Source organism: Stenotrophomonas sp. 86156_Sma (assembly GCF_056481625.1).
In genome coordinates, this window is sequence record NZ_CM151157.1 from 759,597 (window position 1) to 780,559 (window position 20,963).

Below are 20,963 nucleotides of genomic sequence, written 5' to 3' on the forward strand. Positions count from 1 at the left end.
CGGGGTGCGCCGCCTGTGCATTGTGAACCTGTACCGGTTGCCGGTGGTTAAGCCCGCGTAGCCCCGGCAGGGGCCGTCCGGCCGGGATTGGGGCTCAGCCTCGAGGTCCAGTGTTCCACCAGCGTGACAACGCACCGGGCGGCTACCGGCCCCGACTGCGCGGGCCACAACGCCCGGCAGCGGCTGTGCGGCCGTCATCGTTCTGCCCAAAAACCGCCATCTGGCTGCCGCCTGCCGGGCGCAGGCTGTCGGCCAATCCGGCCGCCGGGCATGAGTGGATCCGCCATGCAGGAACTTGAACAGCGTCTCCAGCAACGCTTCCCCGATTGGTTCCATGGCCGCCGGGGCCAACTGGCGCGACCACTGCTGCGCAGCGTCGGTCGCTGGTCGCGGCTGGACCAGATCGAAGCCTTCCTGCAGCGCAGCTCAGGCCTGCGTGGCTTCGGCTTCGTCGCCGCCGGCCTGGAGTTCATCGACGGCCAGTACCAGGTGGACCCGGCCGCGCTGGCCAGGATCCCGGCCACCGGCCGCCTGCTGATCGTCGCCAACCATCCCTCCGGGGCACTGGATGCCCTCGCCCTGCTGGACGCGGTCGGCCGCATCCGCCGTGACGTGCGGATCGTGGCCAACGACCTGTTGGGGGCAATTGCGCCACTGCAGGACCTGCTGCTGCCGGTACGCATCCTCGGTGGCAAGGCCCAGCGTGGCAGCCTGCATGCCGTCGAAGAGGCGCTGGCCGCCGAGCAGTGCGTGATCGTGTTCCCGGCCGGCGAGGTCTCGCGGCTGTCGCTGCGCGGCATCCGTGATGGCCGCTGGCAGCGCGGATTCGTCCGCTTTGCCCGTGCCGCTGGCGCGCCGGTGCTGCCGGTGCGTGTGGAGGCGCGCAACTCGGCGCTGTTCTACGGCGCCTCGACCCTGTTCAAGCCGGCGGGCACCGCGTTGCTGGCGCGTGAGATGTTCACCCGTCGTGGCCGTCCGCTGCGGCTGCGCATCGGTGAGCCGATGCAGCTGGGCAAGGGCGGCGACCCGGGCGCACAGCTGCTGGCGGTGCGCCGCGCGCTGTATGCGCTGGGCCGTAATGGGGCGGCGGGCGATGCAGCTGCTGTAGCAGGCCCCGAGCCGCTGGCGTCCCCGGTGCCGCCTTCACAGGTGGCCGCAGGCATCGCCGCGGCGACCCAGCTGGGCCAGACCGTCGACGGCAAGCAGATCCTGCTGGCGACCTGTACCGCCGATTCGCCGCTGCTGCTGGAGCTGGGGCGCCTGCGCGAGCTGACCTTCCGCCAGGTAGGCGAGGGCACCGGGCGCAGCCGCGATCTGGACGATTACGATCCGCGGTACGAACACATCGTGATCTGGGACGCGGCCGCGCAGCGCATCGCCGGCGCCTACCGGATCATGCGTGGTGCTCACGCGCTGGCCCGGCACGGCCTGTCCGGGCTCTACAGCGCGTCGCTGTTCCGCTATTCCGACGACGCCATCACCCACATCGCCGAAGGCCTGGAACTCGGCCGCAGCTTCGTGGTGCCTGATTACTGGGGCAGCCGCAGCCTGGACTACCTGTGGCAGGGCATCGGTGCCTACCTGCAGTGCCGGCCCGGCATCCGCTACCTGTTCGGCGCCGTGTCGATCAGCGCAGCGCTGCCACGCGATGCACGCGAGCAGCTGGTGGCGTACTACCAGCGCTACTACAGCGGTACCGCCGGCCTGGCCGAATCGAACCGCCCGTTCCAGTACTTCGCCGCGCCGCCAAGTTTCGGCGAGCTGGATGCAGGTGCCGCGTTCGATGTGCTCAAGGCCAACCTGGCCGCACTCGGCACCGGCGTGCCGACGCTGTATCGCCAGTACACCGATCTGTGCGAACCCGGTGGCGCCCGTTTCCTTGCCTTCGGTGTCGACCCGGACTTCAGTGATTCGATCGACGGCCTGATTGAAGTGGACCTATGCGCGATCAGGCCGAACAAGCGCAAACGCTACCTGCGCGACGCGGGGACGCCGGCATGAGCGCGCTGGCGAACCTGTCGCCGCACCGGCGCGCAGTGTTCGTCTCCGACGTGCACCTGGGGTCACGTCATTGCCATGCCACCGAGCTGGCGCGGTTCCTCTCGCAGCTGCGCTGCGAACGGTTGTACCTGGTGGGCGACATCATCGACCTGTGGTGGATGGCGCATCGCCGCGCCAACTGGCGCCAGTCGCACAGCGAAGTCATCCAGGCCCTGCACGCGCTGCGCCGTGCCGGGACCGAGATCGTCTACATTCCCGGCAACCATGACGCATCACTGCGCCACGTGTGCGGGCTGATGCTCCCAGCGATGCAGGTGCGCCGTCGCGCCATCCATGTGACCGCCGATGGCCGTCGCCTGCTCGTTGCGCATGGGGACGAGTACGACGGCGTGACCCACTTCGGTGGCCTGCAGGAAAAGTTCGGTGACTGGCTGTACTACCGCATCCTGACCGGCAACCAGGCGTTGAATGCGGTGCGGCGGCTGCTGGGGATGCGCTACTGGTCGCTGTCGGAGTTCCTGAAGAAGCGCAGCGGTGCGGCCGAACGCTATATCGAACGCTTCGTGCAGGCCGGGCTGGACGACGTGCGGCGGCGCGGACTGGATGGCATCGTCTGTGGCCACATCCACCGCGCCGCGCTGATCGAGCGCGATGGCCTGGTCTATGCCAACGACGGCGACTGGGTGGAGAGCCTGACCGCGCTGGCCGAAGACCATGATGGCGCGCTGCGCCTGCTCGACCACAATGGCCAGACCCTGGTGGAACTGCCGGGCGCGCGCATCAAGCAAGCGGCTTGACCCACTCTTGTAGAGTCGAGCCATGCTCGACTGCTCTTCTCAGACTGCCCCGCGTACAGCAGTCGAGCATGGCTCGACTCTACAAAAGAGCGCGAGCGGCTGTGCCATCAAGACGGCACGCCCGCAAGCCGCTAGCATCGGCCCATGGATTCCCTGACCCAGATCGTGCTCGGCGGCGCCGTCGCTGCTGCCATCGCCCCGCCCGGACATCGCCGTGCGGCCCTGCTGGCCGGTGCCGCGCTCGGCACCCTGCCGGACCTCGACGCCCTGTGGCTCGGCTTCACTGCCGCCGACCCGGTGGCGAACATGATCGAGCACCGCAGCTTCAGCCACTCGCTGCTGGTGCTGCCTTGGGTGGCGGCACTGATCTGGTGGTTGTTCAAGCGCTTCGGCAATGGCCGTGTCGCCCAGTCACCTGTGCGCTGGTTCTGGGCGATCCAGCTGGCGCTGGTCACCCATCCCATGCTGGATGCGTTCACCGTCTACGGCACCCAGCTGTGGTGGCCGCTGCGCCCACACCCGACCATGGGTTCCAGTGTCTTCATCATCGATCTCGGCTACACGGTATGGCTGCTGCTGGGCTGCGTGCTGGCCTGGTTTGGTCGCGCCCGCCGCTGGGCTGGCAAGGTGCTGGGTGTGGCGTTGCTGGTCAGCAGTGCCTACCTGGGTTGGGGCCTGATCGCCAAGGCGCAGGTCGACCGTGCTGCCCAGCAGAGCCTGGCGGCGATGGGCCTGGGCGATGCGCCGCGCTTCTCGGTGCCGATGCCGTTCAACACCCTGCTGTGGCGCGTGGTGGCAATGACGCCGAACGGCTACGTGGTGGGCGACCGCTCGCTGGTGGCCGACCACGGGCCGATGCGGTTCGAAGGCCACGCATCCAACGTGCAGGCCTTGCGCGAAGCGCAGGCCATTCCGGCGGTGCAGCAGCTGACGTGGTTCAACCGTGGCTTCATGCGTGCACAGGTGGTTGACGGCCGGCTGGTGCTGAGCGACCTGCGCATGGGCCTGGAACCGGATTACACGTTCAACTTCGCGGTGGCCGAGCAGGCCGATGGGCAGTGGCGGGCGATCACGCCCGAGCAGGTGCGGGTGGATTACAGCAGCCCGGCTGCACGCGCCGACGTCGGACGCCGGTTGGCCGCGATGTGGCAGCGGATCTGGCAGGAGCCGGCAGCACAGCCGGGGGCGGCCGACCACAGCGCCGTGCATTGATCCGTAGATCCACGCCATGCGTGGATGGCGGGGGCATCGGAAGGCAGCCACGCATGACGTGGCTCTGCTGCCTCAATCGGCAGTGCAGTGTCGCATCCGTAGATCCACGCCATGCGTGGATGGTGCGGGCATCGGAAGGCAGCCACGCATGGCGTGGCTCTACTGCCTCAATCGGCAGTGCAGTGTCGCATCCGCAGATCCACGCCATGCGCGGATGGCGGGGGGCATCGGCGAAGGCAGCCACGCATGACGTGGCTCTGCTGCCTCCATCGGCATGCAGTGTCGCATCCGTAGGTCCACGACATGCGTGGATGGCGGGGTGCATCGGCGAAGGCAGCCACGCATGGCGTGGCTCTACTGCCTCCATCGGCAATGCAGTGTCGCATCCGTAGATACACGCCATGCGTGGATGGCGCGGGCATCGGCGAAGGCAGCCACGCATGACGTGGCTCTGCTGCCTCAATCGGCAGTGCAGTGTCGCATCCGTAGATCCACGCCATGCGTGGATGGTGCGGGCATCGGAAGGCAGCCACGCATGGCGTGGCTCCGCCGAATCAATACACCGTGGCGCGGCCCTGCACGAACGAATAGAAGAACACCGCGTTCGGATCGTTCTGCACCAGGCGGAACTCGCGACGCATGCCTTCCACGGTTTCCTCGTCCACCGATCCGGCCTGCAACAGTTGGTCGGCGGCCGACAGCAGCAGCTGTTCCCAGAATGCGATCATCGTCTTGCGACGTGCCGGCTCGCGGTTGTCCAGGTGGATGGTCTTGATCTCGGTGTGCACGTCGCGGAAGCCGCCGGCCAGCAGCAGGTTGCCCAGCTTGGCGCCGACGAACGGGTCGCCCCCGTGGTCGTACTGGAAATCGTTGAAGGCCATCCAGTAGCGCCAGATATGCGGCGAATACGGGTCGAGCAGGAACGAGGCATTCATCACCTCGGTGATGTAGACCGGCGAACCCGGGGCCAGCACGCGGCGCACTTCGCTCAATACGCGTGCTGGTGACGGCACGTGCTCCAGCACCCAGCACAGGAACGCCGCGTCGAAGCTGCGTGCTTCGAACGGCAGCTCCCCGGCGTCGGCCTGCTGCAGGGTGTAGCGGTCGCTGCACCACGGTGTGCGCGCCAGGTTCTCGCGCGCGGTGGCCAGCTGTGTTTCGCTCAGGTCCACGCCGGTCACGTGCAGATCGGGGAAGCGGCGCAGCAGGATTTCGGTCTGCGCGCCGACGCCGCTGCCGACTTCCAGCAGGCGACGCGCGCCGCTGTAGTCGATCTGGCCGAAGATGCTCGATTCCAGCAGCCGTGCCTGGGTCATCAGGCGCTGCTGCTCGGTGCCGGAGAATCCGTGCAGGTAGGTCGGGGAGGAAATCGGCGGGGTCATGGGGGCGGGCTCTTGTAGCGTCGAGCGTGATCAATGGAAGGGGTGCGTAGAGTCGAGCGTGCTCGACTGTTCAGAAAGCCAGTCGAGCAAGCTCGACTCTACGGATCAAGGCAGTCGGGCGGGTTACGAGGGGCTGGCGCGCTCAGGCAGCAGATGACAACGCCGGTTCCCCGGCGATCAGGCGGTCGAAGTATTCGGTGGTCAGCGCGATCTGGCTCTGCGGGTCTTCGGCGCGGTTGACCACTGCGCGGAAGGCGGCATTCTCCGGCCGGTCCTTGGCGTACCAGCCCAGGTGCTTGCGCGCGATGCGCACGCCCTGCGGCTCGCCATAGAACGCATGCAGCGCATGCAGGTGACCAAGCAGGATGTCGCGCACTTCCGCCAGTGACGGCGGCGGCAGTTCCTCGCCGGTGGCCAGGTAATGCGCCACCTCGCGGAAGATCCATGGCCGGCCCTGTGCCGAGCGGCCGATCATCACTGCATCCACGCCGGTTTCCTTCAGGACGTAGGCGGCCTTCTGCGGCGAATCGATATCGCCGTTGGCGATCACCGGAATGCGGAGTGCGGCCTTGATCTCGCCGATCGTGGCGTACTCGGCCTGGCCGGTGTAGTGCTGGTCGCGGGTGCGGCCGTGCACCGCCAGTGCGGCGATGCCGCTGTTCTCTGCGATGCGGGCGATCACCGGGCCGTTGCGGTGGTCGCAGTCCCAACCGGTACGGATCTTCAGGGTGACCGGCACGTCCACCGCGTTGACCACCGCTTCGAGGATGCGCGCCACCAGCTGTTCGTCGCGCATCAGTGCCGAACCGGCCCAGGCGTTGCACACCTTCTTGGCCGGGCAGCCCATGTTGATGTCGATGATCTGCGCGCCGTGGTCCACGTTGTAGCGCGCGGCCTCGGCCAGCTGCTGCGGCTCGGTGCCGGCGATCTGCACGCTGATCGGTGCCGGCTCGCCCTCATGGTCCATGCGATGGATCGACTTGCGCGTGGTCCAGAAGCGCGGGTCGCTGATGGTCATTTCCGAGGCGGCCAGTCCCGCGCCCAGCCGTTTGCACAGCAGGCGGAAAGGCTTGTCGGTGACGCCGGCCATGGGCGCCAGCACGACGTTGGGGGCAATGGTGTACGGGCCGATCTGCATGCGCCCATTGTAGGGCGCGGGCGGCGGTACGGCCGTGTCGGGGGCGTTCCGGTTCAGGCCGATCCGCACCCAGCTCATGCCGTACCGGCATCAACAGATGCTTGACGGTTGCTTCCGCCGCCCCCAAGGGCGGGCGATGGTGGGCGGCTACCCCAGGCTCTGCCAGGCCTGGCGGGTACCCAACGCGAAGGCCAGCCCCAGGCTGAGGCAGGCCAGTGAACTGAGTACCCAGAAGTGCCGGCCGTTGTAGCCGGGCCGGAGCAGCGCCAGCCCGAAGCCCATCGCCGCGCGCACCAGCAACAGCAGGGCGATGCCCGACAGCACCGGACGGCTGGCCGGCAGCGGCGAATGCCAGCCCGCGGCTGCCAGCGCATACAGCGTCCAGGCGACCAGCACGGCAGTAATGCCGGCGGTCATCAGTGGTGGCCACCAATGCCCCGCCTGTGCCAGCCGGACCATGCGCTGGCCAGCGCCGAACCACCGGTACCAGGGTGCCCCAAAGGCAATGCAGCCGATATGCAGCAAGGCTGCGATGGCACTGCCGGCGGCGGCAACCAGCAACCAGGGGAATCCGTCCATGTCCTGCCCGTGCAGAGAAGCTGCGCGGATGTTCGGCGAGGGGCGGGGTGAGGGCAATGCGGCAGGCGGTCGCAGAGCTGGACAATGGGCAAAAGAAAGGCCCGGATGCCAGCGCACCCGGGCCTTCCCATCCACGCATGGCGTGGATCTACTTCACTTCCACGTCGGCCGGGGTGAAGCGCGGCATTGCCGCAGCAGCGCCTTCCTTCTCGGTCGAACGACCGGCGAACTGGTTGGCGAAGCGCACGTGGCGGGCGAACGGGGCGTCGGCCACCTGCGCCAGCGACGCGGCCAGCGCACCGTTGAAGGCGTCACCGGCACCGGTGGTGTCGATCGCCTGCACCTGTTCGGCACCCACGCGGTAGTACGGCTGGGTATCGCCGCGCAGGTTCTCGTCGGCATGCGACACGAACACACCCACCGAACCCAGGGTCACCACCACGGTGCCGTTGCCGACCAGCTTGCGGCACAGCGCATGCAGGCTGGCACCATCCAGCGCGGCGACGTCGTTGGCATCCACGCGCTCACCGACATGGCGGCCGAGCAGGGCGGCGAACTCGGTCTCGTTCGGGGTGATCACATCGGCCAGCTTGAGCAGGCCGATGGTCGAAGGGGCGTCGGCCGGTGCGGTGTTGAGCACGGTGGTGACGCCGGCCTCGCGGGCCGTGGCCAGTGCCGCTTCGATGGTCTGCACCGGCGATTCCAGCTGCACCAGCACCACCTTGGCGCCGGTCAGCAGGGCCTGCTGCTGTTGCAGGAAGTCGGTGCTCAGCGCGGCGTTGGCACCCGGTCCGATCACGATGGTGTTGCGGCCACGGGCATCGACGTAGATGCCGGCGGTGCCGGTCGGTTCGCTGCTGGCTTCGGCGATCAGACCGAAGCCGTCCTGCGCGGCCAGCTCACGGGCGGTGGCGCCACCAGCGTCGTCGCCCAGCGCGCACACGAAGTGCGTGTCGGCACCGGCGCGGCAGGCCGCCACGGCCTGGTTGAAGCCCTTGCCACCGGGGCCGGTGCTGTAACGGCCGGCAATGGTCGCACCCGGTGCCGGCAGCGACTCGCACCGCCACACGTGATCGACATTGAAGGAACCGACGACAACGACACTGCTGCTCATAGGGAATCTTTTCTCAACCAAGGGTTCAACTGAAGTGCGTCAGCACGCCGGCGATGGTCGCCGTCATGAAGGTGGCAATGGTACCGCCCAACACCGCGCGCAGGCCGAACTTGGCCAGGTCGTGGCGACGTTCCGGGGCCAGGCCGCCGATGCCGCCGATCTGGATCGCGATCGAGCTGAAGTTGGCGAAGCCGCACAGCGCGTAGGTGGCGATCAGGCGACCTTCCTCGGACAGGCTCACGCCCGCGATCTGGCCGTTCACGATCTGCGACAGCTCGGTGTAGGCCACGAACTCGTTGATCACGACCTTCTGGCCGATCAGCGAACCGACGGTGGTGGCATCGGCCCACGGGGTGCCGATCACCCAGGCGATCGGGGCCAGCACGTAACCGAAGATGGTCGACAGGTTGGTCGGCTTGCCGATGGCAGCGGCCAGGCCGGTCACATCGCCGATCCAGGTCAGCGGGGCGTTCAGCAGCGCGATCAGGGCGATGAAGGCTAGCAGCATCGCACCGATGTTCAGCGCCAGCTTCAGGCCGTCACCGGCGCCGGCGGCGGCCGCGTCGATGATGTTGCTGGAGGTCTTCTCGACTTCCATCTTCACCGTGCCGCGGGTCAGCGGGGTGCCGGTTTCCGGAATCAGCAGCTTGGCCACGACCAGCGTGGCCGGCGCGGCCATGATGCTGGCCGCCAGCAAGTGCTTGGCGTAGAAGGCCTGCTGCGCCGGATCGCCACCGCCGAGCATGCCCACGTAGGCCGCCAGCACGCCGCCGGCGATGTGCGCCATGCCGCCGATCATCATGGTCAGCAGCTCGGACTGGGTCATCCTGGCGATGTACGGGCGCACGGTCAGCGGCGCCTCGGTCTGGCCGATGAAGACGCTGGCGCAGACGCTGGTGGTTTCAGCGCCGGACACGCGCATCACCTTGGTGATCGACCAGGCCATCACGCGCACGATGCCCTGCATGATGTTGAGGTGGTACATCACCCCCATCAGCGCAGAGAAGAAGATGATGGTCGGCAACACCTGGAAGGCGAAGATGAAGCCGTAGTTCTTGGTGTCCATCAACGAGCCGAAGATGAAGCCCGAGCCCTCGTTGACGTAGCTGAGGATCTTGACGAAGCCCTTGCCCAGCGCGTCGAACACGTCGCGCCCGCCCGGCACCAGGATCACCAGCGCCGCAAAGGCGATCTGCAGGGTGATACCGGTGGCAACCAGCTTCCAGTCAACCGCGCGCTTGTTATTGGAAAACAACCAGGTGATGCCGATCAGCACCGCCAACCCGAACAGGCCGAAGCCGATCCTGCCCAAACCTTCGACCATGTGAGTGACTCCCCTGGGGCGTCGCGAAAAACGGGAAGCCTAGTGCAGGGCAGGGGCCGGGGCAAGAAAAAGCAGCGTGTGCGCGGCCAACGGTACCGATCAGGCCAGCAACGGCAAGGGCTTGCGGCTGGCGGCGGCGGGTAGAATGGGGTTCGATCCCGGCCCGGATGCGGGCCCGCAGCAGGAGATTCGCATGCAATACCGTCGCCTGGGCTCCACCGGCCTGCCGATTTCCGCCTTGTCCTTCGGCGCCTGGGTGACCTTCGGCGACCAGGTCCCGCGCGATGAGGCCCGCAACCTGGTGGCCGCCGCCTGGGATCATGGCGTCAACTTCTTCGACAACGCCGAGGGTTATGCCAACGGCCGTGCCGAACAGGTCATGGGCGACGTGATCACCGACCTGCGCCTGCCGCGCGACGGTTTCTGCGTGTCCAGCAAGGTGTTCTTCGGCAGTGCCAAGGACCCGCGGCCGACCCAGCGCGGCTTGTCGCGCAAGCACGTGACCGACGCCTGCCATGCCGCGCTCAAGCGCCTGCGGGTGGACTACCTGGACCTTTATTACTGCCACCGCCCGGATCCGGACGCGCCGATCGCCGAGACCGTGCACGCCATGGATACCCTGGTACGGCAGGGCAAGATCCTCTACTGGGGCACTTCGGAGTGGTCGGCGGCGCAGATCCAGCAGGCGCTGGACATCGCCGAGGCGCGCAACCTGCAGGGCCCGTCGATGGAGCAGCCGCAGTACAACCTGCTGCACCGCGAGCGGGTCGAGGTCGAGTACGCGCCGCTGTGTGCGGGTGCCGGCCTGGGCACCACCATCTTCTCGCCGCTCGCCTCGGGCCTGCTCACTGGCAAGTACGACCAGGGCATCCCGGCCGATGCGCGGCTGGGGCGGGAAGGCATGGAGTGGTTGCAGGATCTGGTGCTGGGGGCCGACGCCGGTGCCCGCCTGGGCCAGGTGCGGCGCTTCAGCGAGGTGGCACGCGCGCTCGGCCATGCCCCGGCCACGCTGGCGATTGCCTGGTGCCTGCGCAACCCGAACGTTTCCAGCGTGATCCTCGGCGCCAGCCGGGTCAGCCAGCTGCTGCAGAACCTGCAGGCACTGGACGTGCTGGAGCAGGTCGACGCGGCCGGCTGGGCCCAGGTCGAAGCCGTCTTCGCCTGACAACCCTTTGGAGAGTCGAGCCACGCTCGACTCTACAAAAGCCGTGTGCCCCCACCTTTCAATATATGAAATCTATCGAATTTCAGAATTCGATCATTAATCTCATCAATGAAATTGAGAATGGTTGTTGATTGTCAACTGAGAATCATTATCATTTAACTCGTCCCTCGCACGAGTCCAGATGCTCATGAATGCTCAACCTGTACTGCTGCGCCCCGAAACGCTGACCCTCCGCGATCGACCGGTCCGCGTCGTTCCGCCGGAAGAGGTCATCGACAGTGAAGCCCTGCTCAAGGGCCGTCGTGAAATCCTGATCCAGCACGGCGACCGCTTCTATCGCCTGCGGCACACCAGCAACGACAAGCTGATCCTGACCAAGTAATCGCGGCCTGGTCGCCCGCCTCCCTCCCTCCTGCCGGCAGCGCCGACAGGGTGGGCGACCCGTCCGCTCCCGCTCTCTCCCCCTCGGTCTACCGCGTGCACCTTCCGGGTGTGCCGGTAACCGGGGGTTCCCCTGCCTGACCGAATGAACCCGATGACCCGCCATACCGCCCTGTGTCTTGCTGTCTGGATGGCGTTGCCGCTGTCCGCCCACGCTGCTGCCGCCGCTGCGCCCGACGCGCGCGAATTTGACCGGGTGCAGGTCACCGCGACCCGCACCGAGCGGGCGGTGAGCGACGTGGCGGCCACCGTGGACGTCATCGACCGCGAGCAGATGGACCGGCACCTGGTGCAGGACATCAAGGATCTGGTGCGCTACGAGCCGGGCCTGTCGGTCACCCGCAGCGCGACCCGCTTCGGCCTGGATGGTTTCCGCATCCGTGGCCTGGACGGCAACCGTGTGCGCATCCAGACCGATGGCATCGTCATGCCGACCCGGTTCGACATCGGTTCGTTCGCCAGTTCCAACCGCAACTTCACCGACCTCGATACGCTCAAGCGCGTGGAGATCGTGCGCGGCCCGGCCAGCTCGCTGTACGGCTCCGATGCACTGGGCGGCGTGGTGGCGTTCGTCACCAAGGACCCGGCCGACTACCTCAAGGACGGCAAGAACAGCTACTTCGGCCTGAAGTTCGGCTACGACGGTGAGTGGAAGGGCCTGCTCGGCGGTGCCACCGCCGCCTTTGGTGGCGACCACTGGAGCGGCCTGGTCAACGTCAACCACCACCAGGGCCAGGAAACGGACAACAAGGGCACGGTGCGCAGCGACAACGACACCCGCACCGCGTCCAATCCGCAGGATCGTGATGGCCGCAGCCTGCTCAGCAAGCTGGTCTACGCACCGAGCGAAGACCAGCGCTTCCGCCTGACCGTGGAAGGCAACGAAGACACCACCGATACCAATGTGTTGTCGGCGATTGCCAGCGTTGCACCGCGCCCCGGCACGATGGCTGCGGCTACTGGCATGAAGTCCCACGACACGCAGAAGCGAACCCGCGTGTCCTTTGCCCACGAAATGGATGCGCTGGACCAGCCGTTCGCCGACAGCCTGCATTGGCAGGTGTATGCGCAGAACAGCGAAACGCGGCAGCAGACCGACGAGACCCGCACCGACGGCAGCCGCCGTCACCGCGTGTTCTCCTTCGACCAGCATGCCTTTGGCCTGCAGGCGCAGTTCAACAAGGCCTTCAGCACCGGTGCGGTCGAACATGCGTTGACCTACGGCTTCGAGGGCACGCGCACCGAGATCCGCCAGAAGCGCGACGGCTACCAGGTCAACCGTGCCGGTGTGGTCAGCAACATCGTTACCCCCGACACCTTCCCGGTGCGTGACTTTCCGATCAGCAAGACCACCGAGTTGGGCCTGTACGCGCAGGATGAAATGCGCCTGGCCGACGGCAAGCTGTCGCTGGTGCCGGGCGTGCGCGTGGACCGTTACGAGCTGAAGCCGGAAGTGGACAGCATCTTCGCCGAAGACAACCCGACCACGGCCGTGGCGCGGCTGAAGAAGACCAGCGTGTCGCCGAAGCTGGGCATGGTCTGGCGCTTCACCGACCAGTGGTCGCTGTTCGCCGGCTATGCGCGTGGCTTCCGTTCGCCGCCGTACAACGACGTCAACATCGGCCTGACCAACGTGGCCTTCGGCTACACCGCCATCGCCAACCCGGACCTGAAGCCCGAAACCAGCGACGGCTACGAACTGGGCCTGCGCTTCATCGCGCCGGCGGCGTACGTCAGCGTCAGCGGCTACTACAACGACTACAAGGATTTCATCCAGTCCAACGTCGATACCGGCCGCAACGCACAGGGTTTGACCGTGTTCCAGTCGCAGAACATCGCCGACGCGCGCATCTATGGCGCGGAAATGAAGGCCGGCATCGAGTTCGGTGAACTCAGCCCGGCGCTGAAGGGCTGGGCGCTGCGCAGTGCGCTGGCCTGGTCGCGTGGTGACAACCGGACCGATGACGAACCGCTGGCCTCGGTCGATCCGTTGCGTGGCACGCTGGGCCTGATGTACGACACCGATACCTGGGGCGTCGAACTGGCCGGTACCTTCGTGCAGCGCAAGAAGCGCCTGCCGCCGCCGGCGGCGCAGACCAATCCGAACGCACCGGCGCCGTTCGTCTACCAGCCGGCCGGCTATGGCGTGCTGGACCTGATGGCGCACTGGAACTTCGCACCGGGTGCCACCTTCAATGTCGGCGTGTTCAACCTGGCCGACAAGCGCTACATCGAATGGTCGTCCATCACCCCGAGCCTGATCACCAACCGCGCACTGAGCGATCGTTTCAGCAGCCCGGGCCGCACCTTCTCCGCCAGCCTTGCCGTTTCCTGGTGACCTCATGAGCCGAGCACTGTCCGCACGCAGGAATGACTCCATCGCCGCGCCGCACAGCGCGGCCTGGCCGACCCCGGCACAGCTGGCCACGCTCGGCACCGTGCTGTGCCTGTACCACGCCGACGGCAACGAGCTGGGCGGCTGGCGCCAGGCCGTACGCGTGCATGCCTGCCAGGGCGTGGACAGCGAAGGCCTGCGCGAAAGCCTGTGCTTCCTCGATGGCCGCGGCCGCTGCGTGTGGCGCCTGTACCTGCTGCCGGACAGCGACTTCCTGGCCTGGGACCGGCTGGTGGCTGCGCTGCCGCCGGGGCCCGAGCACGACAGCGATGGCAGCGTCGGCGAACGCCTGTGGCGGCGCCTGGCCGGTCATCTGGGTGGCCAGCGCTGGCGCCTGTGCGCGCTGCGCCTGCATGCCGCCGACGATGGCCGCACGCTGGCCGCCAGTCTGTCGACCCTGTCCTCGCTGGGCGCAGCCACCGCGCGCCGCATTGCACGGCTGGAAGGTGCCGAAGGCGAGCTGGCAATCGACGATTGCTGCTGTGCCGATGCCGCGCGGCGTCCGGCGCCGCGGATTCCCGGCGACCTGCCGCTGATCCGCCTGTGACCCACTCCTGATGGAACGCCTGTCGGCCACGGACGGCCTCTCAACGCATCTGCAACCCCGAAGGAAGACCCCGATGAAGCTCCAGACAGCCAGCGCCCTGCTTGTGCTCGCCGCCAGCGGCGTGGCTAGCGCGCAGCCCTCCGATATCGCCCGTGACCACGACAGCATCCTTGCCATGCAGGGTGAGTACACCGTGGACTTCGCCTTCGACGAGACCGTGCTGCTGAAGCCGGGTTACGAGCGCGCACCGGCGATGCGCAGCGGCGGCAGCGAAGTGGTCATCGTGGTCGAGGACACGCCGAAGCGCATCGTGCTGCAGCACCTGCTGCTGGACGAGAAGAGCGGCCACATCACCAAGCACTGGCGTCAGGACTGGGTGTACGAAGCACCGAACCGTTTCGAGTTCAGTGCCGACCAGACCTGGAAGGTGCGCAGCATTTCGGCGGCGGTGAACCAGGGCGCCTGGACCCAGTGCGTATACGAAGTGAGCGACGCACCGCGCTATTGCGGCACCGGCACGTGGACCTACACCAACAACGTGCCGAGCTGGACCAGCGACCTGAGCTGGCGTCCGCTGCCGCGCCGCGAGTACACCAAGCGCAGTGACTACAACGCGCTGGCCGTGATCAACCGCCACACGCTGACCCCGAACGGCTGGACCCACGAGCAGTTCAACACCAAGGTGCAGCGCAACGCCGATGGCAGCCAGGTGGAGATCGCCCGCGAGTTCGGCTTCAACGACTACGTGAAGACCACCGAGGTCGACTTCACCCCGGCGCGAAACTACTGGAAGGCCACTGCCGGTTACTGGGCCAAGGTGCGCCAGCGCTGGGACGGCTTCCTCGGCCAGGCCCCGGGCGTGCACCTGAAGACCAAGATCGACGGCATGGCGATGATCATCCCGATGTTCACCCAGGCCGAAGAGATCCAGGCCGGCAAGAAGGTGAAGGACAAGCAGATCGACGACGTGTTCGCCAAGTACGTGGAAAAGGCCCAGTAAGTCGAGCCCTGCTCGACTCATGGCGCGGATCCTCTGGTCAGGTGCCGCGCCGCGTATCCGCTTCTGGTAGGTGCCGAGCTTGCTCGGCACGCTCTTCGCCGGTGATCGCACACCGCATCCACGCGTGGTGTGGATGTGCCGTGCCGGATATCCGCGCCTGGTAGGTGCCGAGCTTGCTCGGCACGCTCTTCGTTGGCGATTGCGCACCGCATCCACGCATGGCGTGGATCTACCGTGCCGCATATCCGCTCCTGGTAGGTGCCGAGCTTGCTCGGCACGCTCTTCGTCGGTGATCGCACACCGCATCCACGCATGGCGTGGATTTACCGTGCCGCATATCCACTTCTTGTAGGTGCCGAGCTTGCTCGGCACGCTCTCCATCGGTGATCGCACACCGCATCCACGCATGGCGTGGATCTACCGTGCCGGATATCCGCTTCTGGTAGGTGCCGAGCTTGCTCGGCACGCTCTCCATCGGTGATCGCACGCTGCATCCACGCCATGCGTGGATGCGATGCACTCAGGACGCCGGCCCACTCAAGGTGGTCAGGTCCAGCCCGGCGTCCTGGAACGCACGCAAGGTGGCCTGCAGGCTGGCCTCGTCATCGCGGGTGCGAACGCCCATGACAGCTTGGTGGCAACGCACTCGATCCGTGCTGCAGGCGCTACGGTCCGGCAGCAGCAGCGCGGTCTGTGCGACGAGGATCGCCATGTGCGCCACTTCCTTTCTCGGCTTAGGTTGGCCCCGGTAGAACCGGTCGAACTCAGCACGCAGGTCGGCCACCACGCCGGCATCGCTGCGCGTGCGTGACACGCTGGCCGGAACCAGATAGGTCGGGTGGCCCTCGAGGAAGGCTTGCGCTTCATCGGCCAGCACCGTTTCCAGCACGAAGGCCTGCACCGCGTCAGGAACATAGCCCTCCGCCGCGCGGGCGCCTGCGGGCAGCACCGCGGTGAGCAGCGGGGAACTGGCCAGAAGGATGCGCAGGCAGAGGCTGTATTTCATCTTCATTCCTTGAACATCGGGAGCGCGGGAGCAACCTTCCGCGCTCCCGGACGATCTGATCGCGTGGGGCGCGCAGCATAGCGCCCCACCCGAGCGTGTGACGATCGCGTCAGGCTTCGCGCAGGGCCAGTGCCGGTGGCGTATGCAGGATCGCGCGCGTGCCCCACCAGCCTGCCAGCAGGCTCAAGCCGATGCCGACCAGGCCGCCGATCAGCAGGCCCGGCCACGGCGGCAGCAACGGCAGCTCGAACACCTTCTGCGAGACCGCCACACCGATCGCAGCGGCCGCGCCCACCGCCAGCAACGCCGCCAGCGTGCCCAGCGCACCGAATTCCACCAGTACCGCGCCACGCAGCTGGCGCCGGGTCGCGCCCAGCGTGCGCAGCACCGCGCTGTCGTAGCGTCGTTCGCCCGCCGTGGCCTGCAGCGCGGCCAGCAGCACCAGCACGCCGGCCAGCAGACTGAACACCATCACCAGCTGCACCGCCTGTGCCACCCGTTCCATCACATCGCGCACCTGCGAGATCACCGCGTCCACGTCCAGCAACGACAGGTTCGGCTGCGCGCGTACCAGCTCGCCCAGTCCGGCGGCCTTGCCGGCCGGTAGATGGAATGCCGACAGCAGGTTGTGTGGCGTATCGCCCACCGCATTCGGGTTCAGCAGCACGAAGAAGTTCGGACGGAAAGTGTTCCAGTCGGCCTTGCGCACGCTGGTGACAGTGAACTCGCGTTCCTGCTCGCCCACCGCAATGGTGATGCGGTCGCCGGGATGCACGCCGTAGCGCTTGGCCCAGCCGATTTCCACCGAGGCTTCGGCGGCGGTGCTGTCTGCCTTCCAGAAGGTGCCGTTGACCAGTGTGTTGGCCGGCGGGAAGCTGCTGCGCCAGCTGAAGTTCAACGGCCGGTTCTCGTCGTCGTCATCGCGCTGGCCTTCGCCCTGTGCCGGCTGCCCGTTCTGTTCCGGCGAGCGGTCCACGCGCAGCGGCGGCTTGCCGTTGATCGCGATCAGGCGGCCAGTGGCCATCGGTTCGATGCTGGCGTCGTTGGCACCCAGTCCACGCAGTGCGGCCAGCACGCTGTCGCGCTGTTCGGGCTGGATGTTGATCAGGAAGTAGTTCGGCGTATCCGCGGGCAGTCGCTCGCGCCACTGCTGCAGCAGGCCGGGGCCGGTCACCGCCAGCAGCAACAGCGCGCACAGCGACAGCGACAGCCCCACCAGCTGCATCACCGCCAGCATCCGGCGCCGGGTCAGCGCGGCCAGACCCAGCCGCCAGTGGCCATGCAGGCGGTGCTGCAGGCCGCGCAGCAGCTGCAGCAGCACGAAGCCGACCACGCCGGCCGCCACCGCCAGCGCGGCCAACCCGCCCAGCACCCACAGCGCCAGCTTGAGATCACCGGTGACCTGCACCGCCAGCAGCAGGCTGGCCGCCAGGGCAGCCACGTAGGCCAGCAGCGAGGCCGGCGGCAGGGCGGCAAAGGAACGGTTGAGCACCCGCATCGGCGGCACCCCGCGCAGGCGCAGCAGCGGCGGCAGGCCGAAGCCGAACAGCAGCAACAGCCCGATGCCGGCACCGGTCAGCGCAGGCATTGCCTCGGGCAGCGGCAGGCGCTGCGGCACCAGACTGCCCAGCACCTGCACCAGGCCCTCCTGCGCCGCCATGCCCAGGCCGATGCCGAGTGCGCAGGCCGGCACCGCCAGCATCAGCAGCTGCAGTGCCAGACCGGACAGGATGTCGCGCTGGCGCGCGCCCAGGCAGCGCAGGATCGCCACCTGGTCGATGCGGCGCAGGGCGAAGCGGTTCGCCGCCAGCGCCGTGGCAACACCGGCCAGCAATACCGCCAGCAGCGCGCTGAGGCCGAGGAAGCGCCCGGCCAGGTCGAACGCCTGGCGCACGCCACGCTGGGTGTCGTCCACACTCAGCAGGCGCAGTCCCTTCACCTGCGGCAGCAACCACTGGCGCAGCGCGGCAATCTGGTCGGCCGGCCCGGCGAACATCAGCCGGTAGTTGATGCGGCTGCCGGGGCCGAGCAGGCCGGTGCCTTCCACATCGGCGCGGTTGACCAGCAGGGTCGGCGAGAGCGTCAGCAGGTCGCCGCCGCTGTCCGGCTCGGCCTCGATGATGCCAGCGATGCGCAGCGTGCCAGCGCCGAATTCAAGGTCGTCACCGGCCTTCAGTCCCAGCCCCTGGAGAAGGCGTGGGTCGGCATAGGCCTGGCCTTTGGCCGGCATGCCGGCGTTGTCGATCAGGGCGCCCCCGGGCGTGGCCCGCACCCGCAGCGTGCCACGCAGCGGATAGCCCGCCTGCACCGCCTTGATGCTGGCCATCTGGCTGGCATCAGCGTTGAACAGCACGCTGCCGAAGCTGGCGATACGGGTATAGGCCAGTCCGCGCCGCTGCGCCTCGTCGGCGAACGCCTGCGGCGGGTCATCGCGCCCGGCGATGCCGAGGTCGCCGCCAAGCATTTCCGCTGCGCTGCCGGTCAGTGCCAGGTTGACCCGGTTCACCAGCGTGCCGACCGCGGTCATCACCGCCACGCCCAGCACCAGCGCGGCGAACACGGTCAGCAGGTCGCCGGCCAGCGCCTCGCGGCGCAGCGCGCGCCACGCGTGCCGCAGCAGGTTCATGCCTGCGCCCCACGCTCGACCGGCAGCAGGCGGCCGTCGTCGATGCGGTGGATGTACTGGCAACGCTGGGCCAGGCGCAGGTCGTGAGTGACCAGCACCAGGGTGGTGCCGCTGCCGGCGTTGAGTTCGAACAGCAGGTCGCTGATGTGCTGGCCGGTGGCGTGGTCCAGCGAGCCGGTCGGTTCGTCGGCGAACAGGATGCGCGGGCGGGTGACGAAGGCACGTGCCAGTGCCACGCGCTGCTGCTCGCCGCCCGACAACTGGCGTGGATAGTGGCGGGCGCGATGGGCCAGGCCGACCTGGGCCAGCACTTCATCGACCCGCGCCCGGTCTTCGCGCCCGGCCAGTTCCAGCGGCAGCGCGACATTCTCGGCGGCGGTCAGTGCCGGCAGCAGATGGAAGCTCTGGAACACGAAGCCGACCTCACGCGCGCGCAGCTGGGCGCGGGCCTCCTCGTCCAGCGCCGCCAGGTCCTGGCCGGCCAGCGCGATGCGGCCGCGGCTGGGCAGGTCCAGCCCGGCCAGCAGGCCGAGCAGGGTGGTCTTGCCGGAACCGGAGGCACCGACGATGGCCGCGCTGGTCCCTTCATGGACGGTCAGGGTGATGTTGTCCAGTATGTGGACTTCACCCTCCGGGCCCTGCACGGATTTGCCGACCTGGTCGACGGCGATGGCAACGGACGCGCTGCGGGGGGACAGGCTGTCGATGAGGAGACTCCAATGCGCAAGACGGGATGGAGCCGGCGAGCCGGCGTGATGATGGTGCTGCTGCTAGGGTTCCTGCTGCTGCCTGGGCTGGCGTGTGCCAAAGGTCCGGCTGGCACCGTGCTGGTGCTCGGCGACAGCCTCAGTGCTGCCCACAATATCCCTGCCGACGCCGGGTGGGTGAGCCTGCTGCAGCAGCGGGTCAGGCAGCAGTCGAAAACACCGGCGCGCATCGTCAACGCCAGCATGAGCGGGGAGACCACCGCCGGCGCACTGACCCGCCTGCCGGGCCTGCTGGCGAAGGAAAAGCCGACCGTGGTGGTGATTGCCCTCGGCGGCAATGACGCACTGCGCGGGCTGACCCCGGCGCAGGTGCAGGGCAACCTGGAAAAGATGGTGCAGGCCAGCCAGAAGGCCGGTGCCAAGGTGCTGCTGCTGGGCATCGACGTGCCGCCCAATTACGGGCCAGCCTATCGCCAGCGCCTGGCGGCGGCCTACAAGGCGCTGGCCACGCAGTACAAGGTGCCGCTGCTGCCCTTCCTGCTGGAGGGCGTGGCCCTGCAGCCGGGCATGATGCAGGCCGACGGGCTGCACCCGACCGCACAGGCGCAGCCGAAGGTGCTGGACAACGTCTGGCCGCTGCTCAGACCGCTGCTCTGAACCGTTTGTTTACCTCTTGACGGAACTTCACATCGCGTCCACCGTCGATCCGGCATGTTTCACAAAGCTGAAGTTAGAGGGAATCACATGCGTCAGACGAAGGAGACCTCCGGCTTGGTGCTGGTGGTCGAAGACAACCGCAACATCTCCGAGATGATCGGGGAATACCTGGAAGGTCGCGGCTTCGAAGTCGACTATGCACAGGACGGCCTGGATGGCTACCGCCTTGCGGCGGAGAACAGCTATGACGTCGTGGTGCTCGACTTGATGTTGCCGCGCCTGGATGGCATCGAAGTGTGCCGTCGCCTGCGCAACGATGCGCGCAAGTCCACCCCGGTGCTGATGCTCACGGCACGCGACACGCTGGACGACAAGCTCACCGGCCTCGGTTTCGGCGCCGATGACTACCTGACCAAGCCGTTCGCGATCCAGGAGCTGGAAGCCCGCCTGCGCGCGCTGATCCGCCGCGAGCGTCGCCAGGTGGGTTCGGAAGTGCTGAAGGTCGCCGACCTGGTGCTCGATCCGGTCAGCATGCGTGCCACCCGTGCCGGTACCGAGCTGCAGCTGTCGCCGATCGGCCTGCGCCTGCTGACCATCCTGATGCGCGAATCGCCGCGCGTGGTCACCCGCCAGGAGATCGAACGCGAGATCTGGGGCAACGGCCTGCCGGATTCGGACACCCTGCGCAGCCACCTGTACAACCTGCGCAAGATCATCGACAAGCCGTTCGACCGTCCGCTGCTGCATACCGTGCAGAGTGCCGGCTACCGCATTGCCGACATCGCCCAGCCGATGGCCTGAGCAGGCCCGCGCCGGTGCAGTCGCAGGCCGGGCCGGGCTGCGGCCAGGCACAAGGGCAGGGGATGACCGTC

The 20,963-nt window shown here is 67.6% G+C and carries 18 protein-coding genes; 10 read left to right on the top strand and 8 right to left on the bottom strand.

Translation table 11 applies throughout. The annotated features are described in order from the left end of the window. Positions 1-285 precede the first annotated feature (285 nt). The 3 genes from olsF to ACZK33_RS03375 all read left to right on the top strand — a co-directional run bounded on the left by olsF (position 286) and on the right by ACZK33_RS03375 (position 4,010). Positions 286-2,001, top strand: coding sequence for a bifunctional ornithine lipid synthase OlsF (gene olsF, locus ACZK33_RS03365; protein WP_049399790.1), 1,716 nt, complete (start codon positions 286-288; stop codon positions 1,999-2,001). Continuing rightward, a complete protein-coding gene (locus tag ACZK33_RS03370) occupies positions 1,998-2,798 on the top strand; it encodes a UDP-2,3-diacylglucosamine diphosphatase (protein ID WP_032129692.1) in 801 nt (266 codons plus the stop codon). The genes olsF and ACZK33_RS03370 overlap by 4 nt, the downstream gene beginning before the upstream one ends. 144 nt (positions 2,799-2,942) lie before the next feature. Continuing rightward, positions 2,943-4,010, top strand: coding sequence for a metal-dependent hydrolase (locus ACZK33_RS03375; RefSeq protein WP_423175502.1), 1,068 nt, complete (start codon positions 2,943-2,945; stop codon positions 4,008-4,010). A 554-nt stretch (positions 4,011-4,564) separates the two neighbouring features. Here the strand turns inward: ACZK33_RS03375 and ACZK33_RS03380 are convergent. The 5 genes from ACZK33_RS03380 to ACZK33_RS03400 all read right to left on the bottom strand — a co-directional run bounded on the left by ACZK33_RS03380 (position 4,565) and on the right by ACZK33_RS03400 (position 9,547). Next, positions 4,565-5,392 (bottom strand): class I SAM-dependent methyltransferase, encoded by an 828-nt coding sequence (locus ACZK33_RS03380; protein ID WP_032129690.1) that lies wholly within the window; start codon positions 5,390-5,392, stop codon positions 4,565-4,567. 142 nt (positions 5,393-5,534) lie between these two features. Continuing rightward, a complete protein-coding gene (gene dusB, locus ACZK33_RS03385; protein WP_423175503.1) occupies positions 5,535-6,530 on the bottom strand; it encodes a tRNA dihydrouridine synthase DusB in 996 nt (331 codons plus the stop codon). 147 nt (positions 6,531-6,677) lie between these two features. Further along, positions 6,678-7,109 (bottom strand): hypothetical protein, encoded by a 432-nt coding sequence (locus ACZK33_RS03390; protein WP_049425064.1) that lies wholly within the window; start codon positions 7,107-7,109, stop codon positions 6,678-6,680. Positions 7,110-7,257: 148 nt separating this feature from the next. Further along, complete coding sequence (locus ACZK33_RS03395; protein WP_132809230.1) at positions 7,258-8,223, bottom strand: ribokinase; 966 nt, start codon at positions 8,221-8,223, stop codon at positions 7,258-7,260. 25 nt (positions 8,224-8,248) lie between these two features. After that, positions 8,249-9,547: a NupC/NupG family nucleoside CNT transporter gene (locus ACZK33_RS03400; RefSeq protein WP_010481870.1), complete on the bottom strand. Its 1,299-nt coding sequence runs from the start codon at positions 9,545-9,547 to the stop codon at positions 8,249-8,251. 193 nt (positions 9,548-9,740) lie between these two features. On the opposite strand from ACZK33_RS03400, the gene ACZK33_RS03405 reads away from it, so the two are divergent. The 5 genes from ACZK33_RS03405 (at position 9,741) to ACZK33_RS03425 (ending at position 15,095) form a co-directional block, all read left to right on the top strand. After that, complete coding sequence (locus ACZK33_RS03405) at positions 9,741-10,712, top strand: aldo/keto reductase (RefSeq protein WP_423175505.1); 972 nt, start codon at positions 9,741-9,743, stop codon at positions 10,710-10,712. Between the two features lie 187 nt (positions 10,713-10,899). Beyond that, positions 10,900-11,094, top strand: coding sequence for a hemin uptake protein HemP (gene hemP, locus ACZK33_RS03410; protein WP_005412278.1), 195 nt, complete (start codon positions 10,900-10,902; stop codon positions 11,092-11,094). 153 nt (positions 11,095-11,247) lie between these two features. After that, on the top strand, positions 11,248-13,491 hold the full coding sequence (locus ACZK33_RS03415) for a TonB-dependent hemoglobin/transferrin/lactoferrin family receptor (protein WP_423175507.1): 2,244 nt from the start codon (positions 11,248-11,250) through the stop codon (positions 13,489-13,491). A gap of 4 nt (positions 13,492-13,495) precedes the next feature. After that, complete coding sequence (locus tag ACZK33_RS03420) at positions 13,496-14,095, top strand: ChuX/HutX family heme-like substrate-binding protein (RefSeq protein WP_032129934.1); 600 nt, start codon at positions 13,496-13,498, stop codon at positions 14,093-14,095. A 73-nt stretch (positions 14,096-14,168) separates the two neighbouring features. After that, entirely contained in the window at positions 14,169-15,095 is a 927-nt protein-coding gene (locus ACZK33_RS03425; RefSeq protein ID WP_164079795.1) for a DUF6607 family protein, read from the top strand. A 520-nt stretch (positions 15,096-15,615) separates the two neighbouring features. Here the strand turns inward: ACZK33_RS03425 and ACZK33_RS03430 are convergent. From ACZK33_RS03430 to ACZK33_RS03440, 3 genes are all read right to left on the bottom strand, one after another. Continuing rightward, entirely contained in the window at positions 15,616-16,101 is a 486-nt protein-coding gene (locus tag ACZK33_RS03430) for a hypothetical protein (protein WP_236494406.1), read from the bottom strand. Between the two features lie 109 nt (positions 16,102-16,210). Beyond that, positions 16,211-18,727 carry an ABC transporter permease gene (locus ACZK33_RS03435; protein WP_423175509.1) on the bottom strand — a complete coding sequence of 839 codons (2,517 nt, stop codon included), beginning with the start codon at positions 18,725-18,727 and terminating at the stop codon, positions 16,211-16,213. Then, positions 18,724-19,371, bottom strand: a complete 648-nt coding sequence (locus tag ACZK33_RS03440) for an ABC transporter ATP-binding protein (RefSeq protein WP_154262358.1) — start codon at positions 19,369-19,371, stop codon at positions 18,724-18,726. Before ACZK33_RS03440 ends, ACZK33_RS03435 begins: the two co-directional genes overlap by 4 nt. Positions 19,372-19,446: 75 nt before the next feature. On the opposite strand from ACZK33_RS03440, the gene ACZK33_RS03445 reads away from it, so the two are divergent. Together ACZK33_RS03445 and ACZK33_RS03450 are read left to right on the top strand one after the other, a co-directional pair. Further along, complete coding sequence (locus tag ACZK33_RS03445; protein ID WP_049422849.1) at positions 19,447-20,091, top strand: arylesterase; 645 nt, start codon at positions 19,447-19,449, stop codon at positions 20,089-20,091. Between the two features lie 87 nt (positions 20,092-20,178). After that, a complete protein-coding gene (locus ACZK33_RS03450) occupies positions 20,179-20,892 on the top strand; it encodes a response regulator transcription factor (protein WP_002811889.1) in 714 nt (237 codons plus the stop codon). Positions 20,893-20,963 lie beyond the last annotated feature (71 nt).

What these genes read in the sequence shown, in the direction of transcription:
- hemP (WP_005412278.1), top strand. Translation starts at nt 10,900, where the DNA reads ATGAATGCTCAACCTGTACTGCTGCGCCCCGAAACGCTGACCCTCCGC.
- ACZK33_RS03390 (WP_049425064.1), bottom strand. Translation starts at nt 7,109, where the DNA reads ATGGACGGATTCCCCTGGTTGCTGGTTGCCGCCGCCGGCAGTGCCATC.
- ACZK33_RS03400 (WP_010481870.1), bottom strand. Translation starts at nt 9,547, where the DNA reads ATGGTCGAAGGTTTGGGCAGGATCGGCTTCGGCCTGTTCGGGTTGGCG.
- ACZK33_RS03445 (WP_049422849.1), top strand. Translation starts at nt 19,447, where the DNA reads ATGCGCAAGACGGGATGGAGCCGGCGAGCCGGCGTGATGATGGTGCTG.
- ACZK33_RS03395 (WP_132809230.1), bottom strand. Translation starts at nt 8,223, where the DNA reads ATGAGCAGCAGTGTCGTTGTCGTCGGTTCCTTCAATGTCGATCACGTG.
- ACZK33_RS03435 (WP_423175509.1), bottom strand. Translation starts at nt 18,727, where the DNA reads ATGAACCTGCTGCGGCACGCGTGGCGCGCGCTGCGCCGCGAGGCGCTG.
- ACZK33_RS03380 (WP_032129690.1), bottom strand. Translation starts at nt 5,392, where the DNA reads ATGACCCCGCCGATTTCCTCCCCGACCTACCTGCACGGATTCTCCGGC.
- ACZK33_RS03430 (WP_236494406.1), bottom strand. Translation starts at nt 16,101, where the DNA reads ATGAAATACAGCCTCTGCCTGCGCATCCTTCTGGCCAGTTCCCCGCTG.
- ACZK33_RS03415 (WP_423175507.1), top strand. Translation starts at nt 11,248, where the DNA reads ATGACCCGCCATACCGCCCTGTGTCTTGCTGTCTGGATGGCGTTGCCG.
- ACZK33_RS03375 (WP_423175502.1), top strand. Translation starts at nt 2,943, where the DNA reads ATGGATTCCCTGACCCAGATCGTGCTCGGCGGCGCCGTCGCTGCTGCC.
- dusB (WP_423175503.1), bottom strand. Translation starts at nt 6,530, where the DNA reads ATGCAGATCGGCCCGTACACCATTGCCCCCAACGTCGTGCTGGCGCCC.
- ACZK33_RS03450 (WP_002811889.1), top strand. Translation starts at nt 20,179, where the DNA reads ATGCGTCAGACGAAGGAGACCTCCGGCTTGGTGCTGGTGGTCGAAGAC.
- ACZK33_RS03405 (WP_423175505.1), top strand. Translation starts at nt 9,741, where the DNA reads ATGCAATACCGTCGCCTGGGCTCCACCGGCCTGCCGATTTCCGCCTTG.
- olsF (WP_049399790.1), top strand. Translation starts at nt 286, where the DNA reads ATGCAGGAACTTGAACAGCGTCTCCAGCAACGCTTCCCCGATTGGTTC.
- ACZK33_RS03420 (WP_032129934.1), top strand. Translation starts at nt 13,496, where the DNA reads ATGAGCCGAGCACTGTCCGCACGCAGGAATGACTCCATCGCCGCGCCG.
- ACZK33_RS03370 (WP_032129692.1), top strand. Translation starts at nt 1,998, where the DNA reads ATGAGCGCGCTGGCGAACCTGTCGCCGCACCGGCGCGCAGTGTTCGTC.
- ACZK33_RS03425 (WP_164079795.1), top strand. Translation starts at nt 14,169, where the DNA reads ATGAAGCTCCAGACAGCCAGCGCCCTGCTTGTGCTCGCCGCCAGCGGC.